This is a genomic window from Nonomuraea sp. AD125B, assembly GCF_041402765.1.
Classification (GTDB): Bacteria; Actinomycetota; Actinomycetes; order Streptosporangiales; family Streptosporangiaceae; genus Nonomuraea; species Nonomuraea bangladeshensis.
On sequence record NZ_JBGLOU010000015.1, the window covers coordinates 196,845 to 210,291 of the forward strand.

At 73.6% G+C, this 13,447-nt stretch carries 14 protein-coding genes; 7 read left to right on the plus strand and 7 right to left on the minus strand.

Going from position 1 to position 13,447, the window contains the following annotated elements:
- Window positions 1-55: 55 nt before the first annotated feature.
- Window positions 56-1,234 carry a pyridoxal-phosphate dependent enzyme gene (locus ACBR40_RS34965; protein ID WP_371251495.1) on the plus strand — a complete coding sequence of 393 codons (1,179 nt, stop codon included), beginning with the start codon at window positions 56-58 and terminating at the stop codon, window positions 1,232-1,234.
- On the opposite strand, the gene ACBR40_RS34970 is transcribed toward ACBR40_RS34965, so the two are convergent.
- Genes ACBR40_RS34970 through ACBR40_RS34980 form a run of 3 tightly spaced genes read right to left on the minus strand, consistent with a single transcriptional unit; the run spans window position 1,231 to window position 4,753 of the window.
- Window positions 1,231-1,893, minus strand: a complete 663-nt coding sequence (locus tag ACBR40_RS34970; RefSeq protein WP_371251496.1) for a hypothetical protein — start codon at window positions 1,891-1,893, stop codon at window positions 1,231-1,233. The two genes, ACBR40_RS34965 and ACBR40_RS34970, sit on opposite strands and share 4 nt — an antisense overlap.
- Window positions 1,890-4,433: an ATP-dependent RNA helicase gene (locus tag ACBR40_RS34975; RefSeq protein WP_371251497.1), complete on the minus strand. Its 2,544-nt coding sequence runs from the start codon at window positions 4,431-4,433 to the stop codon at window positions 1,890-1,892. The genes ACBR40_RS34970 and ACBR40_RS34975 overlap by 4 nt, the downstream gene beginning before the upstream one ends.
- Window positions 4,430-4,753 (minus strand): metalloregulator ArsR/SmtB family transcription factor, encoded by a 324-nt coding sequence (locus ACBR40_RS34980; RefSeq protein WP_344208037.1) that lies wholly within the window; start codon window positions 4,751-4,753, stop codon window positions 4,430-4,432. Before ACBR40_RS34980 ends, ACBR40_RS34975 begins: the two co-directional genes overlap by 4 nt.
- Before the next feature lie 93 nt (window positions 4,754-4,846).
- Between ACBR40_RS34980 and ACBR40_RS34985 the strand changes: the two genes are divergently transcribed.
- A complete protein-coding gene (locus tag ACBR40_RS34985) occupies window positions 4,847-5,983 on the plus strand; it encodes an MFS transporter (protein ID WP_344208036.1) in 1,137 nt (378 codons plus the stop codon).
- 97 nt (window positions 5,984-6,080) lie between these two features.
- On the plus strand, window positions 6,081-6,773 hold the full coding sequence (locus ACBR40_RS34990) for a hypothetical protein (protein WP_344208035.1): 693 nt from the start codon (window positions 6,081-6,083) through the stop codon (window positions 6,771-6,773).
- On the opposite strand, the gene ACBR40_RS34995 is transcribed toward ACBR40_RS34990, so the two are convergent.
- The gene (locus ACBR40_RS34995) at window positions 6,725-7,594 is read right to left on the minus strand and encodes an undecaprenyl-diphosphate phosphatase (protein WP_371251499.1); all 870 of its coding nucleotides are present in this window, start codon (window positions 7,592-7,594) and stop codon (window positions 6,725-6,727) included. The two genes, ACBR40_RS34990 and ACBR40_RS34995, sit on opposite strands and share 49 nt — an antisense overlap.
- Before the next feature lie 41 nt (window positions 7,595-7,635).
- Entirely contained in the window at window positions 7,636-8,445 is an 810-nt protein-coding gene (locus ACBR40_RS35000) for an NAD(P)H-binding protein (RefSeq protein WP_364459602.1), read from the minus strand.
- Window positions 8,446-8,519: 74 nt separating this feature from the next.
- Here ACBR40_RS35000 and ACBR40_RS35005 point away from each other — a divergent pair, with 74 nt between their 5' ends.
- The 3 genes from ACBR40_RS35005 to ACBR40_RS35015 all read left to right on the plus strand — a co-directional run bounded on the left by ACBR40_RS35005 (window position 8,520) and on the right by ACBR40_RS35015 (window position 10,213).
- Window positions 8,520-9,449 (plus strand): AraC family transcriptional regulator, encoded by a 930-nt coding sequence (locus ACBR40_RS35005; RefSeq protein WP_371251500.1) that lies wholly within the window; start codon window positions 8,520-8,522, stop codon window positions 9,447-9,449.
- Window positions 9,446-9,958: an HAD domain-containing protein gene (locus ACBR40_RS35010; protein ID WP_371251501.1), complete on the plus strand. Its 513-nt coding sequence runs from the start codon at window positions 9,446-9,448 to the stop codon at window positions 9,956-9,958. Before ACBR40_RS35005 ends, ACBR40_RS35010 begins: the two co-directional genes overlap by 4 nt.
- A 63-nt stretch (window positions 9,959-10,021) precedes the next feature.
- Window positions 10,022-10,213, plus strand: coding sequence for a PspC domain-containing protein (locus tag ACBR40_RS35015; RefSeq protein WP_091080088.1), 192 nt, complete (start codon window positions 10,022-10,024; stop codon window positions 10,211-10,213).
- Here the strand turns inward: ACBR40_RS35015 and ACBR40_RS35020 are convergent.
- Window positions 10,198-11,049, minus strand: coding sequence for an alpha/beta fold hydrolase (locus ACBR40_RS35020; protein ID WP_371251502.1), 852 nt, complete (start codon window positions 11,047-11,049; stop codon window positions 10,198-10,200). The two genes, ACBR40_RS35015 and ACBR40_RS35020, sit on opposite strands and share 16 nt — an antisense overlap.
- 64 nt (window positions 11,050-11,113) lie before the next feature.
- Between ACBR40_RS35020 and lipB the strand changes: the two genes are divergently transcribed.
- Window positions 11,114-11,752: a lipoyl(octanoyl) transferase LipB gene (gene lipB / locus ACBR40_RS35025; RefSeq protein WP_344208028.1), complete on the plus strand. Its 639-nt coding sequence runs from the start codon at window positions 11,114-11,116 to the stop codon at window positions 11,750-11,752.
- A 52-nt stretch (window positions 11,753-11,804) separates the two neighbouring features.
- Here the strand turns inward: lipB and ACBR40_RS35030 are convergent, their stop codons facing one another.
- Window positions 11,805-13,337, minus strand: a complete 1,533-nt coding sequence (locus tag ACBR40_RS35030; RefSeq protein ID WP_371251503.1) for an amino acid permease — start codon at window positions 13,335-13,337, stop codon at window positions 11,805-11,807.
- Between the last annotated feature and the right edge of the window lie 110 nt (window positions 13,338-13,447).

The following is a 13,447-nucleotide window of genomic DNA, read 5'->3' on the forward strand; positions in this document are numbered from 1 at the left end:
TCGCGAGATGTTGCGCGAGATGGCCCCCAGATAGCAACCGATAGGATCCGAACATGTGATCCGCACCACCTCGCTCGCCACCGGCCAGCGCTCACTCGGCGACCGCGACATCGTCCACCCGCTGTTCCCGCCCCTGACCCGCGGCTGCCCCGCCACCAGCACCGGCGAGCTCGCCTACCCGCTCGAGGTCGTCTACGACTACGACCGCGTCGACCGCCGCCTGTTCGACCAGGAGCCCGGCCCCGACCTCGCGCGCTGGGCGCCGCTGCTGCCGCCGCTCGCGGCGCCCACCCTGGGCGAGGGCGGCACCCCGCTGGTGGAGCTGGACGGCGTTTTCGTCAAGGACGAGTCCCGCAACCCGACCTGGTCGCACAAGGACCGGCTCACCCGGGTCGCGGTGGGCGCCGCCGTCGCCGCGGGCGCGCCGGGCGTCGTCGTCGCCTCCTCCGGCAACCACGGGGCCTCGGCCGCCGCCTACGCCGCCCGCGCCGGGCTGCCCGCGATCGTGCTCGCCTCGGCCGCGTCGCCGCCGGCCGTGCAGGCGTTCGTCCGCGCGTACGGCGCCCGCGTCCTCTCCGTCCCGGTCGAACGGCGCTGGCCGCTGCTCCGCGAGATCGTGGACCGGCTCGGCTACCACCCGGTCAGCAACCAGACCGTCACCCACACCGGGCACCCGTTCGGTCCCGAGGGTTACAAGACCATCGCCTACGAGCTGTTCCTGCAGCTCGGCGCGGTGCCCGCGGCGGTGTTCGCGCCCACGGGCTACGCCGAGCTGCTGTTCGGCATCTGGAAGGGCTTCACGGAGCTGCGGCTGCTCGGGCTGAGCGAGGCGACGCCGCGCATGTACGCCTGCGAGAGCGCGGCCGGCGGCCCGCACGCGCACGCCCTCGACACCGGCGCCCCCGCCGCCATCGTCGAGACCGGGCCGAGCGCGGCGTACAGCATCCTGAGCGGCGTCGGCGGCCACCGGGGCGTGCTGGCCGTGCGGGAGAGCGGCGGCGAGGCGGTCAGGGTGAGCGACGACGACCTGCGGGCGGCCCAGCGCGACCTCGCCCGGCACGGGCTGTGGCAGGAGCTGTCGGGGGCGGCGGGGCTGGCCGCGTACCGGAGGCTGGGGCGCGCGTTCGACGGGCCGGTGGTGTGCGTCGCGACCTCCAGCGGGTTCAAGGACCTCGGCGTCGGCGCGCGGACCTTCCCCGTGACCGAGAACCCCACGCTGGACGACCTGCGCTAGCCCTTCAGCAGGACCCGCAGCGGGCCCGCGGTGCGGAAGCCGTGGCGCAGGGGGGTGGACGGGTCCCGCTCGTAGCCGACCACCGGGCGGCCGGGGAAGCGGGCGGCCGCCGCCGCGACGACGGCGGCCCAGACGGTGTCCTCGTCGCAGCCCGTGGCGAACACGTTGGAGACGCCGACGACCCGTTCGCGCGGCGTGAGCACGCAGCCGCAGACCGGCTCGCCGTCGATCCGGCCGTACAGGACGCTCACCTCGGCGAGCAGCGCGGCCGGGAACAGCCCGCTCATCTCGCCGTCGAAGCACGCCCGCTCCCACGCGGGCAGCGTGTCCGGCGTGGCCTCCTCCCACACGACCGGGGACGGGCGCGTCACCGGCGCGGGGTGGTGGATCCACTGGGCCTCGAACAGCACGTCGAAGCCCGGCAGGTCGAGCGTGGCGAAGCTGTCCTTGACGCTCGCGCCGGAGCCCGCGTCGATGACGCCGAGCACGTCGGCGGCGGTCGCGGCGGGGGAGAGCGTCACCGCGTCGGGATAGTACGGCGGCGTCCTGACGGCGCTGGTCCAGGCCCGTTCGGCGAACGCGCCACCGGTGCCGTGGGCGCGGCACATGGTGTCGCACCACTCGGCGTTGTCCCGGGCGGCCAGCTCGGCGATGCTCATGGGCGGTTCCTGGGGTTCGTACGGCGGGTGGGCGGCGCGGTCAGCGGGTCCTCCGGCCAGGGATGCTTCGGATAACGGCCGCGCAGCTCCGCGCGTACGGCACGATAGCCCTCCGCCCAGAACGAGGCGAGATCGGCCGTCACCGCCGCCGGGCGGCCCGCCGGGGACAGCAGGTGCACCAGCACCGGCACGCCCGAGATCCGCGGCGTCTCCCGCAGGCCGAACAGCTCCTGCAGCTTCACCGCCAGCACCGGCTGCTCGCCCGAGTAGTCGACGCGCACGTGCGACCCGCTCGGCACCTCGACGCGCTCGGGCGCGGCCACGTCCAGGCGCTCGCTCCACGGGACCAGCCGGCGCAGGGCCTGGGCCACGTCGATGCGCTCCAGGTCGGCGCGGCGGCGGGCGCGCGACAGCTCGGGCTCCAGCCACCGGTCGGCCAGGGCCACGAGGTCGTCCACGGGCGGCCAGGGGTCGCCGAGCGCCCGGTGGCAGAAGGCCAGCCGGTCGCGCAGCTCCTTGGCCTGCCTGGTCCAGGTCAGCACGTCCTCCGTACGCAGGCCGTGCAGGAGGGCGGGGCGGACGTCGGCGCCCTCGATCGGGGCGGCGGACAGCTCGATCGCGCCCAGGCGCTCGACGGTGCGGGCCACGACGTCGCCGCGCCGCCCGCCGGGCGGCACCCGCCACTCGACCTCGTCCTCGTACGTGACCGGATGGGCGAGCCTGGCGATCTCCTCGTCGATGGCCACCGCCTGGCGGACCCGCGCCGAGGCCGCGCCCGTGGGGCGGTCGGCCACCGCGACGGCCAGCCACGGCGCGCTCTGGAGGCGGGAGCCGTCGGGGAGCAGGGCCTGGGTGCCCGAGGCCATCAGGTAGCCGCCGCCGCGCCGGCGCGCCACCCGCTCGGGGAACGCCAGCGCCACGACCAGCCCGGCCACGACGTCATCGGACGCCGCGCCGGAAGCGGCGGGCGCCTCCGGGCCGAGAGCGGCGGGCGCCTCCGGGCCGAGAGCGGCGGGCGCCTCCAGGGCGGGAGCGGCGGGCGCCTTCGGGCCGGAAGCGGTGGGCGCCTTCGGGCCGGGAGCGGCGGGCGCCTCCGGGTCGGGCGCTTCCGGGCTGGGGGAGGCGGTGCGGCGGAGGCGGCGGGTCTCCTGGCGCCAGCGGGCGGCGAAGCCGGTGCCGCCGCGCCGCGCCGTACGCCAGACCTCCACGAGGTCGTCGCCGGCGTCCCTCGGCAGCTGCTCGGAGAGCAGGGCCACCACCTCGGCGGCGCGCGGCCCGCCGTCGAGCAGCGCGCGGGCCAGTCGCGGGTGGACGCCCGCGAGCGCCATCCGCCGCCCCCGCCCGGTGACCTTGCCGGCGGCGTCCAGCGCGCCGAGCGCGGCGAGCGTGCGGGCGGCGGCCGACATGGCGGCCGGGGGCGGCGGGTCGAGCAGCGCGAGGCCGCTCGCGTCCGGATCGCCCCAGCAGGCGGCCTGCAGCGCGAAGCCGGTCAGGTCGGCGAGCGCGATCTCCGGCCGCGGCTGCTCGGCCAGCCGTTCGTGCTCGGCCTCGGTCCAGCAGCGGTAGACCGCTCCGGGCGCCTCGCGGCCCGCCCGGCCGGCGCGCTGCCCGGCCGCCGCCTTCGACACGCGTACGGTGGTCAGCGAGCCGAGCCCGCGCGCGTGATCGGTGCGCGGCTCCCGCGCCAGCCCCGAGTCCACGACCACCCGCACCCCGGGCACGGTCAGACTCGACTCGGCCACGGACGTGGCGAGCACCACGCGGCGGGCCGCGCCGGCGGCGAGCACGGCGTCCTGCACGTGGGCGGGCGCCTGGCCGTGCACCTGGAGCACGTCCATGTCGAGGCCCGCGAGCAGCCCGGCCACCCTGGCGATCTCGCCGACGCCCGGCAGGAAGCACAGCACGTCGCCCTCGCGTTCGGCGAGGGCCCGCCTGACCACGGCGGCGACGTGCGCGAGCAGGGCCGGATCGACGCGCAGGCCGTGTGGCGGCGCGACCGGGCGCGGCGGCGGCGCCCAGACGGTCTCGACCGGGTGCGCCACGCCGCTCGCCGCCACCACGGGGCCGCCGAGCAGGCCGGACCAGCGCCCGGCGTCGGCGGTGGCCGAGGCCGCGACGAGCCGCAGGTCGGGGCGGAGCGTGGCGCGCACGTCGAGCAGGAACGCGAGCGCGGTGTCGGCGTCCAGGTGCCGTTCGTGGCATTCGTCCAGGATGACGGCGTCGATCCCGGCCAGCTCCTGGTCCCGCTGGAGGCGTTGGAGCAGCACGCCGGTGGTGACCACCTCGACCATCGGGTTGGCTCCGGCGTGGCGCTCGCCGCGGATGGTGTAGCTGACGCCCATGCGCCGGGCGGCGGCGCGCACCGCGAGCCGGCGCGGCTCGGCCACCAGCACCCGCATCCCGGCCTCGGCCAGGGCGAGCGGGACCACAGTGGTCTTGCCGGTGCCGGGCGGCGCGGTCAGCACGGCCGTCCCCGGCCCGTCGAGAACGCTCAGCAGATCGGGCAGGACGTGCCGGATGGGCAGCGTGCCGGCGGTCACGGGCGGGCCGCGCCCAGCACGGAGTTGAGCACCGAGTCGAGCAGACCGGGGAAGCGGCTGTCGAGGTCGTCGCGGCGCAGGCTCATGTACTTCAGCCTGCCCACCTGCTTGGTGAGCACCACGCCCGCCTCGCGCAGCATGCGGTAGTGGTGCGAGGCCGTGGACTTGTGGACGCCGAGGTCGTCGCCGGCCACGGTGCAGGTCATCTCGCCCGCCACGGCGAGCCGGGCGACGATCTCCAGCCGTACGGGGTCGGACAGCGCCCGCAGCACCTCGGTGAGCTCGATGTCCTCGGTGGCGGGGTGAGGCAGCAGGCGCATGGCTGGAACCCTACCTTCGTCCAATGGTTTGACAACAATCCAACTATAAGTCAGTTTGATGGACGTCCAATAGTTGTGTCGTTGGAGGCTTCATTGAGCGCGCGGCTCTACCCCCTGGCCGTCGGGAACTTCGCCCTCGGCACCGGCATGTTCGTCACCGCCGGGCTGCTTCCGCCCATCTCGGCCGACCTCGGCGTCTCGCGCTCGGCCGCGGGGCAGCTCATGACAGTGTTCGCGCTGGCGTACGCGGTGCTCTCACCCCTGCTGGCCGCCTTAACCGCACGCCTGCCGCGCAAACGGCTGCTGCTGCTCGCCATGGCCGTCTTCGTGGCGGGGAACGTGCTGACCGCGCTCGCGCCGACGTACGCGCTGGTGCTGGCCACGCGGGTGGTCGCGGCGGCGGGCGCGGCCATGTTCACCCCGACCGCGTCCGGCGTGGCCAACGCGCTGAGCACGCCGGAACGGCGCGGGCGGGCGCTGGCGCTGGTGATGGGCGGGCTGAGCGTGTCGTCGGCGATCGGCGTGCCGCTCGGCACCTGGCTGGGCGGCGAGGCCGGCTGGCGGGCCACGCTCTGGATGGTGACCGGGCTCGGCGTGCTGGGGTTCGCCTGGGTGGCCGCCGTGGTGCCCGAGGTCAGGATGCCCGTGTCCGGGCGGCTGCGCGAGCGCTTCGCGCCGCTGGCCGAACGGCCGGTGCTGGCGGTGCTGGCGACGCAGCTGCTGATGTTCGCGGCGGGGTTCACCGCCTACACCTACATCGGGTCGCTGTTCGACCTGCCGCTGACGGCCGTCCTCTGGGCGTGGGGGCTCGGCGGCGTCGCAGGCAACCAGCTCGGCGGCCGGCTCACCGACCTGTACGGCCCCCGCCGGATGATCATCCTCGGCCTGGCCGCGTCCACCGTCTTCCTGGCCCTCATCCCGGTCGCCAACCTGGCCCTGCCCGTCGCGCTGGTGTGGGCGTTCCTGTGGGGCGCGCTCGGCTGGCTGATTGCCCCGCCGCAACAGTTCAGGACCGTGGCGGCGGTGCCGGACAACGTGCCGATCGGGCTCGGGCTGCTGTCGTCCGCGCAATACCTCGGGCTGTTCGTGGCGGGGCTGGCGGGCGGCGCGGCGCTCGACTGGTTCGGCAGGACCGGGGTGACGGTGGTCGCCACCGCGTTCGGGGTGGCGGCGCTGGTCGTCACGGTGGCCACGTACCGGCCGGCGCGGACGCCGGTGCCGGCCGCCTGACCCCGCCCGCCGGGCGATCTTCTCACTCCGGCAGCGGACGGCGGATCGTCCGGCAGGTGGACGACCGCCCGCGGCGGCGGCGCCTACCGTTCGCGGCATGTTGAAGAACCAGGTGACCTTCCGCCGCGTCACGGCAGGCGTCCTGCTGATCGTGGCCCCGCTGCTCCAGGCGATCGCCGTCGTCGTCGACCCGGGAACCTGGGGCGACGACCGCGAGGCGGTCAGCTTCGGCGACAACCCCGCGCTCGCGCAGGTCCAGTCCGCCCTCTACCACTGGTCGTGGATGCTCATGGCCGTCGCCGTGCTCGGGCTCGTGCACTTCACCCGGCGCAGGGCCAGCGTGCTCGGGCACGTCAGCGGCGGCCTGACGATCCTCGGCTACCTCGCGCTGTCGGCGCTGCTGATGATCGACCCCGTCGAGTGGTACCTCGGGCAGCACAACTCCCCCGAGCAGGCGCAGAAGATCCTCGACGAGATGCTGAACCTGCCCGGCGTCATCTTCGGCTTCCAGATGCCGTGGATGTTCTTCGGCCTCCTCGGCCTGCCGGTGGTGCTGCTCGCGGTCTGGCGGGCCGGCGCCGTGCACTGGTGGGTGCCGCTGGTCGTCGGCGTCGGCTACGTCGGCTCGTTCGGCGTCGCCTACGGCCCGCTCACGGTGCCGTTCTGGGTCGCGCCCGCCGCGGCGCTCGGCTGGGTGGGCGTGAAGGTGCTGCGGATGGGGGACGCGGCCTGGGCGGCGTACTACCCGGCGCCGGTGCCCGCCTCCGTGACCGAGGGCGCGCCCGCCTGAGGGTCGAGCCAGCCCATGCTGACCGCGAAGAGGATGAAGAGCCCCAGGAGGATCCGGTAGACCACGAAACCGGTGAACTTGTGCGTGCTGATGTAGCGCAGGAACCAGGCCACCGCCGCGTAGCCGACGGCGAACGAGATGACGGTGGCGAGGATGGTCGGCCCCCAGTCGGGGGCCGGCCCTTCGCCGATGTCCTTCAGCTCGAACAGCCCCGACGCCAGCACTGCGGGGATGGCCAGCAGGAACGAGTATTTGGCGGCGTCCTCACGGCGGTAGTCGAGCAGCAGGCCCGCGGTGACGGTGCCGCCCGAGCGGGACACGCCGGGGATCAGCGCCAGCGCCTGGGCGAAGCCGTAGACGATGGCGTGGGTGAAGCTGAGATGGCGCTCCAGCGTCAGCTTGTTGCGGGCCGTGTGGTCGGCGAACCACAGGATGACGGCGAAGACGATCAGCGTCGTGCCGACCAGCCGCAGGTCGCGGAAGACGGTCCCGATCTGGTCCTTCAGCAGCAGGCCGAGGATGCCGATGGGCAGCGTGCCGGCGATGATGTACCAGCCCATGCGGGCCGCCCAGTGGCCGCGCAGCTCCTTGTCGAACAGGGATCTGGTCCAGGTGGAGATGATCTCCCAGATCTCCTTGCGGAAGTAGATGAGCACCGCGGTCTCGGTGCCGAGCTGGATGACCGCGGTGAACGCCGCGCCGGGATCGGGCCAGTCGAGGAGGGCGGGAACCACGCGGATGTGGGCGCTGGAGGAGATGGGCAGGAACTCCGTGAGCCCCTGGATCAACCCCAAGATCACCGCTTCCAGCCAGCCGATCACGCGGACACCCCTCCAGAACGTGCAAAGTGACGAAGGCGAGGCTAGCGGAACCGGTGGGCGTTGGCGCGGGCGAAGTCGGCGAAGTCCCGGGCCGGCCGGCCGAGGGCCCGCGGCACGCCGTCGGCGACGCTCGCGTTGCGACCGTCCAGGATGCCGGTGAACAGCGCCGACAGCCCTTCCGCCTCCTCTCGCGGCACGCCGTGGGCGACGGCCCCGGCCACGTACTCCTCGGGCGTCACCCGGGCGAAGACGACCGGCCGGCCGACGGCCGCCGCCAGCTCCTCGGCCGCCTGGGCGAACGTCAGCAGCCGCGGTCCGGTCAGCTCGTACACCTGGCCCGCGTGGCCGTCGTCCCCGGCGAGCGCGGCCGCAGCCACGTCGGCGATGTCGTCGGCGTCCACGAACGGCTCCGGCACGTCCGCGGCCGGCAGCGCGATGACGCCGGCGCGCACCGGCTCCAGGATGAAGCCCTCGCTGAAGTTCTGCATGAACCAGCTGCAACGCACGATCGTCCACTCCGCGCCGGACTCCTGAACCGTGCGCTCGCTCGCCTGCGCCTCCGGCTCGCCCCGGCCCGACAGCAGCACCAGCCGGCGCACCCCGGAGCGCACGGCCAGCTCGGTGAACGCCTTCACGTCGTCGTACGCGCCGGGGAAGGCCAGGTCGGGATAGTAGGAGACGTACGCGGCCGTCACGCCCTCCAGCGCGGCGGGCCAGGTCGAGCGGTCCTCCCAGGCGAAGGACGGCGTGGCGGAGCGGGAGCCGACGCGCACGCTCAGCCCGCGGGCGGTGAGCCGGTCGGCGACGCGGCGGCCGGTCTTGCCCGTGCCGCCCAGAACCAGAATCGTCATGCGTCCAGTAAGCCGCCTACCCGTAAGACTCTCCATGGTTGAGAAGCGCACAGGCATATGCGATCGTCTAACCCATGGATCAGCTCGCGGCGCTACTGGACGGCCCGCGGGCCCGTGGCGCCTTCCTGCTGCGCTGCGTCCTCGACCCGCCGTGGTCGATCCTGGTGCGGGACGAGGCCCCGCTGTCGGTGACCGCGCTGGTGCGCGGCGAGGCGTGGGTGCTGCCCGACGGCGGCGAGCCGGTACGCCTCGGACCGGGCGAGGTGGCGATCAACCGGGGGCCGGAGCCGTACGTGGTGGCCGACCGGCCCGGCACCCCGCCGCAGATCGTCATCCACCCCGGCCAGCGCTGCACCACGCTCGACGGCAGCACCCTCCACCAGGCCATGGACCTGGGGGTGCGGACCTGGGGCAACGCCGCCGACGGCGGGACCGTGATGCTGACGGGCACGTACACGATGGAGGGCGAGGTCAGCAGGCGGCTGCTGGAGGCGCTGCCGCCGCTCGTCGTGCGGCCGGGCGGCCCGGTCATCGGCCTGCTCGGCGCGGAGATCGACAAGGACGAGCCGGGCCAGGAGGCCGTGCTCGACCGGCTGCTCGACCTGCTGCTCATCGCCGTGCTGCGGGCGCACTTCGCCGCCCACGAGGCCCCCGCGTGGTACCGCGCGATGGGCGACCCCGTCGTGGGCAAGGCCCTGCGCATGCTGCACCACAATCCCGCCCACCCGTGGACGGTCGCCGCGCTGGCCGCCGAGGTCGGCGTCTCGCGGGCGGCGCTCGCCCGCCGCTTCACCGACCTGGTGGGGGAGCCGCCGATGGCCTTCCTCACCGGCTGGCGGCTGGCGCTCGCCGCCGACCTGCTGCGCGAGCCCGACGCCACGATCGGGGCGGTGGCCCGCAAGGTCGGCTACGGCAGCCCGTTCGCGCTGAGCGCGGCCTTCAAACGGGTACGCGGCGTGAGCCCCCAGGAATACCGGCGGCAGCCGGCCGGAGCCGTCGAGTGAGACCGCTGCTGCTGCTCGACGTGGACGGCGTGCTCAACCCGATCGGCCGCCCGCCCCCGGGCCACCGGCGTTACCGCTGCGTCGTCGACGGCGAGACGTACGTCGTGCGCCTCAACCCCCGGCACGGCCGGCAGCTGCTCGACCTCGCCGAGGCCACCGGGGCGGAGCTGGCGTGGGCGACGACCTGGGAGGAGCACGCCAACGACTGGATCGCCCCGCGCATCGGCCTGCCCTCGCTGCCCGTCGTCACGGTGAATGCCCCCGTCGCCCCGGTGAGCGAGCACGGCGAGATGTTCAAGACCCCGGCGGTGGCGGCGTACGCGGGGCGGCGGCCGTTCGTCTGGTTCGACGATCAGGTGTGGGCCGAGGACGAGGAGTATCTCAGGGTCCATCAGGGTGTCGGCGATTTCCTGCTCGTGCACGTGGATCCCGCACACGGACTGACCAGCGGTCATCTGGGCACTGCATGGGAGTGGCTGACCCTTACAGGGTTTTCTCAGGGTTCCTGACGGGAGTCCTGAGCGCGGCCCCGTCCGTTGGCCCAGTAGGTCGAGAGAAACGGAAGGAACACCATGTACCGCTCCCGAGAGCACAGAATCCTCGCCGGCGTCTGCGGCGGCATCGCCGACAAGACGGGCATGCCCCCCACGCTGGTCCGGATCCTCTGGCTGCTCCTCTCCCTCATCCCCGGACCGCTGTGGGTCGTCTACGTCGCCATGTGGATCCTCGTCCCGGAGGAGCCCAAGGGCTACCGCACCGTCTGATCCAGCCAGGCCCGCACGGCCTCCGCGAACCAGGCGGGGTCGTCGAGCCACGGGAAGTGGCCCGCCGACGGCTGCACCACGAGCCCGGCACGGGGGAACAGGCCGGCGACCTCGGACATGGCGGCAGGCGGGCCGGCCACGTCCACCTCGCCGGCCAGCACGAGCACCGGCGCGTCGAGTGCCTTGAGCGCGGCGCGCGTGGCCGCCGGGTCGAAGGCGCCCTCGGCGCCGAACCCGGCCGCCGCCTCCCGGCTCAGCCGCCGCTCCCCGTCGGCGTGGTGGGCCCGCGCGGGCGCGTCCCAGCGCCCGTAGGTGAAGGGGGCGATGAGCGAGCCGTCGCCGGGCCGGCCCTCGCCCGCCGTGATCCGCTCCAGCGCCGCGTACGCCTCGGCGAACCAGGGCTCGGCGGCGCGCGAGCGGGCGACCTCGCGCCGCGCCTCCCCGGCGATGTCGACGCCGACCGCCCGGGTGCTGGGGGTGACGAGGACGAGGCGGGCGATCCTGGCGGGGTGGCGGGCGGCGTACCGGACCGCGAGGTTCGCGCCCCCGCAGTGACCGAGGAGGTCGAGACGGTCCTCGCCGAGGTGCGCGCGCAGCGCCTCGACGTCCTCGGCCTGCCGGTCGCACCGGTACGACGCCGCGTCGGCCGGCGTCGCCGAGTCACCGGTGTCGCGCAGGTCCAGGGTGATCACCCGCCGGTGCGCGGACAGCCCGCCGAGATCGCCCAGGTACGCCGACGCCTGCGGCCCGCCCGGCAGGCAGACGAGCGGCCGGCCCCCGGAGCCGTGGACGTGGTAGGCGAGGGTGGTGCCGTCATGGGCGGCGAAAGTCGGCATGGCGGGCATTCTGGCAGGCGTCCCTGGCGTCCGCGGCGTTCCGGCGGCGGCATATCCTCGAACCATGAGGGCAAGGCCGTTGACACTCCTCCAGGACGATCTCGTCGACTACGACCCCGCGATGGAACGCATGACCGACCTCGTCGGGCAGCGCCAGCGGGACGAACGCCCCGACACGCTCTGGCTGCTCAGCCATCCGTCCGTCTACACCGTCGGCCGCCGCACCCCGGCCGCCCACCTGCCCGACCCCTCGCACGGCATCCCGGTCGCCGAGACCGGCCGCGGCGGGCAGCTCACCTACCACGGCCCCGGGCAGCTCGTCGGCTACCTCATCGTCAAGCTCGCCGAGGACGAGGGCATCGTCGACTACGTGCGCGAGGTGGAGCTGCGCCTGGTGGAGGCGCTCGGCAAGCTCGGGCTCCCGGCCGAGCGCCGCGACACCCCGCCCGGCTCCGAGTTGCTGACCGGCGTCTGGACCTCCGAGACCGGCCGCAAGATCATCTCCATCGGCATGCGGCAGAGCCGCGGCGTCACCAGCCACGGCTTCGCGCTCAACGTCGACGGCGACCTCACGCCGTGGAACTGGGCGATCGCCTGCGGCATGCCGGACGTCGACATGACCTCGCTCCAGCGCGAGCTGGGCACGGCCTCGATGGACGAGGTCCGCAAGGTCGTCGCCGAGGCGTTCGAGGCGTCCACCTGAGGGCCCGCCTGAGGGCCTGCCCGCCCCGGCCGGCAGGCCCCCCGGAGGACGGTCAGACGGTCTCGGTCTCCTCGTCGACGGTCCGGCGCGGGCCGGTGAACCAGTGGCGGGCCGACAGGGTCCACCACAGCGCGATGAGGACGAGCACGACGCCCACCGCGATCGGCGCGTAGTTCACCGACGTCCAGGTGAAGTCGTCGCCGCCCGGCACGCCGGCCGGGCTGAACGGCATGATGAAGTAGATCGAGACGATCACGATCTCGACGCAGGCGATCCAGCACAGCGCCTTGTACTTGCGTCCGAGGGTCCACGGTCCCGGCTGGAAGGCGTCGCCCATGCGCAGGCGGAGCCAGATCGGGATGAGGAAGGCCAGGTAGAGGCCGATGACCGCGATCGACACGACGGCGTAGAACGCGACCGGGGTGGTCAGGCCGGCGGGGGCGTAGAGCGCGGGCAGGGTGATCAGGGCGGCCACCACGCAGCCGGCGATGATGGCGTTGACGGGCGTGCGGTTGCGGTCCACCTTCGACCACAGCCGCCAGCCGGGGACCGCGCCGTCCCGCGAGAAGGCGTACGTCATCCGCGACATCGAGGTCACGCAGCTCATGCCGCAGAAGAACTGGCCGATGGTGGAGATGGCGAAGACGACCGTGGCGAGCGGCGAGGACAGCGCGGTCTCGAAGATGGCGCCGACGAATCCGCCCTGCTTGTTGAGCTCGTCCACGTTGGTGGCGGCGAACAGGAACGCCAGCAGCAGGATCCAGCCGCCGATCGCCGAGTAGAAGATCGACTGCCACAGGCCGCGGGCGGCGGTCCTCGCCGCGCCCTGGGTCTCCTCGGAGACGTGGGCGCAGGCGTCGAACCCGGTGATCGTGTATTGGGTGAGCAGGAAGCCGAGCGGCAGCACGTACAGCCAGAAGGGCAGGCCGTCGGAGCCGTCGCCGAAGCCGGAGTTGTTGTTGGTGCCGCCGAAGACGAAGCCGAGCGACTGGTGGTCGGAGGGCGCGAAGACCAGGATCGCGACGACGACCACGGCGCCCGCGACGTGCCACCAGACGGAGACGTTCTGCAGCAGCGAGATGAGCCGGTGGCTGAAGATGTTGATCAGGGCGTGCAGGGCGAGCACGATCACGAACAGCAGGAACGTCTGCGGGAGCGTGCCCTCCCACGCGCCGCCGGTCAGGCGGGACAGGACGATGTTGAGGAAGGTGGCGCAGCCGTAGTCGACCGACGCGGTGACGGCGATGAGCCCGATGAGGTTGAGCCAGCCGGTGAACCAGCCGTGGATCGGCTTGCCCATCTTGGCGGCCCACCAGTAGATGCCGCCCGCCGTCGGGTAGGCCGAGACCAGCTCGGCCATGCAGAACCCGATGATGAGGATGAACAGCGAGATCACCGGCCAGCCCCACGAGATGGCGATGGGGCCGCCGTTGTTCCAGGCCTGTCCGAAGGTCGTGAAGCAGCCGGCGAGGATCGAGATGATGGAGAAGGAGATGGCGAAGTTCGAGAATCCGCTCCAGGTGCGGGCCAGCTCTTGCTTGTAGCCGAGCTCGGCGAGTCGCCTGGAATCCTCGTCAACGGACATGAGGTCTCCCTGGGGGGCGCGGAGGACGCTCTGTATGGTCTACGTCTAGACCATTTCCTGCCGTGGGACAAGGCGTTACAGGCGGGTTTCGATCTCGTCAGGACCGGACG

Excerpts from the sequence above, each read along its gene's own strand:
- ACBR40_RS34970 (WP_371251496.1), bottom strand. The coding sequence starts at position 1,893 with ATGAGCATCGCCGAGCTGGCCGCCCGGGACAACGCCGAGTGGTGCGAC.
- ACBR40_RS34980 (WP_344208037.1), bottom strand. The coding sequence starts at position 4,753 with ATGCGCCTGCTGCCTCACCCCGCCACCGAGGACATCGAGCTCACCGAG.
- ACBR40_RS34990 (WP_344208035.1), top strand. The coding sequence starts at position 6,081 with ATGTTGAAGAACCAGGTGACCTTCCGCCGCGTCACGGCAGGCGTCCTG.
- ACBR40_RS35000 (WP_364459602.1), bottom strand. The coding sequence starts at position 8,445 with ATGACGATTCTGGTTCTGGGCGGCACGGGCAAGACCGGCCGCCGCGTC.
- ACBR40_RS35005 (WP_371251500.1), top strand. The coding sequence starts at position 8,520 with ATGGATCAGCTCGCGGCGCTACTGGACGGCCCGCGGGCCCGTGGCGCC.
- ACBR40_RS35015 (WP_091080088.1), top strand. The coding sequence starts at position 10,022 with ATGTACCGCTCCCGAGAGCACAGAATCCTCGCCGGCGTCTGCGGCGGC.
- ACBR40_RS35020 (WP_371251502.1), bottom strand. The coding sequence starts at position 11,049 with ATGCCGACTTTCGCCGCCCATGACGGCACCACCCTCGCCTACCACGTC.
- lipB (WP_344208028.1), top strand. The coding sequence starts at position 11,114 with ATGAGGGCAAGGCCGTTGACACTCCTCCAGGACGATCTCGTCGACTAC.
- ACBR40_RS35030 (WP_371251503.1), bottom strand. The coding sequence starts at position 13,337 with ATGTCCGTTGACGAGGATTCCAGGCGACTCGCCGAGCTCGGCTACAAG.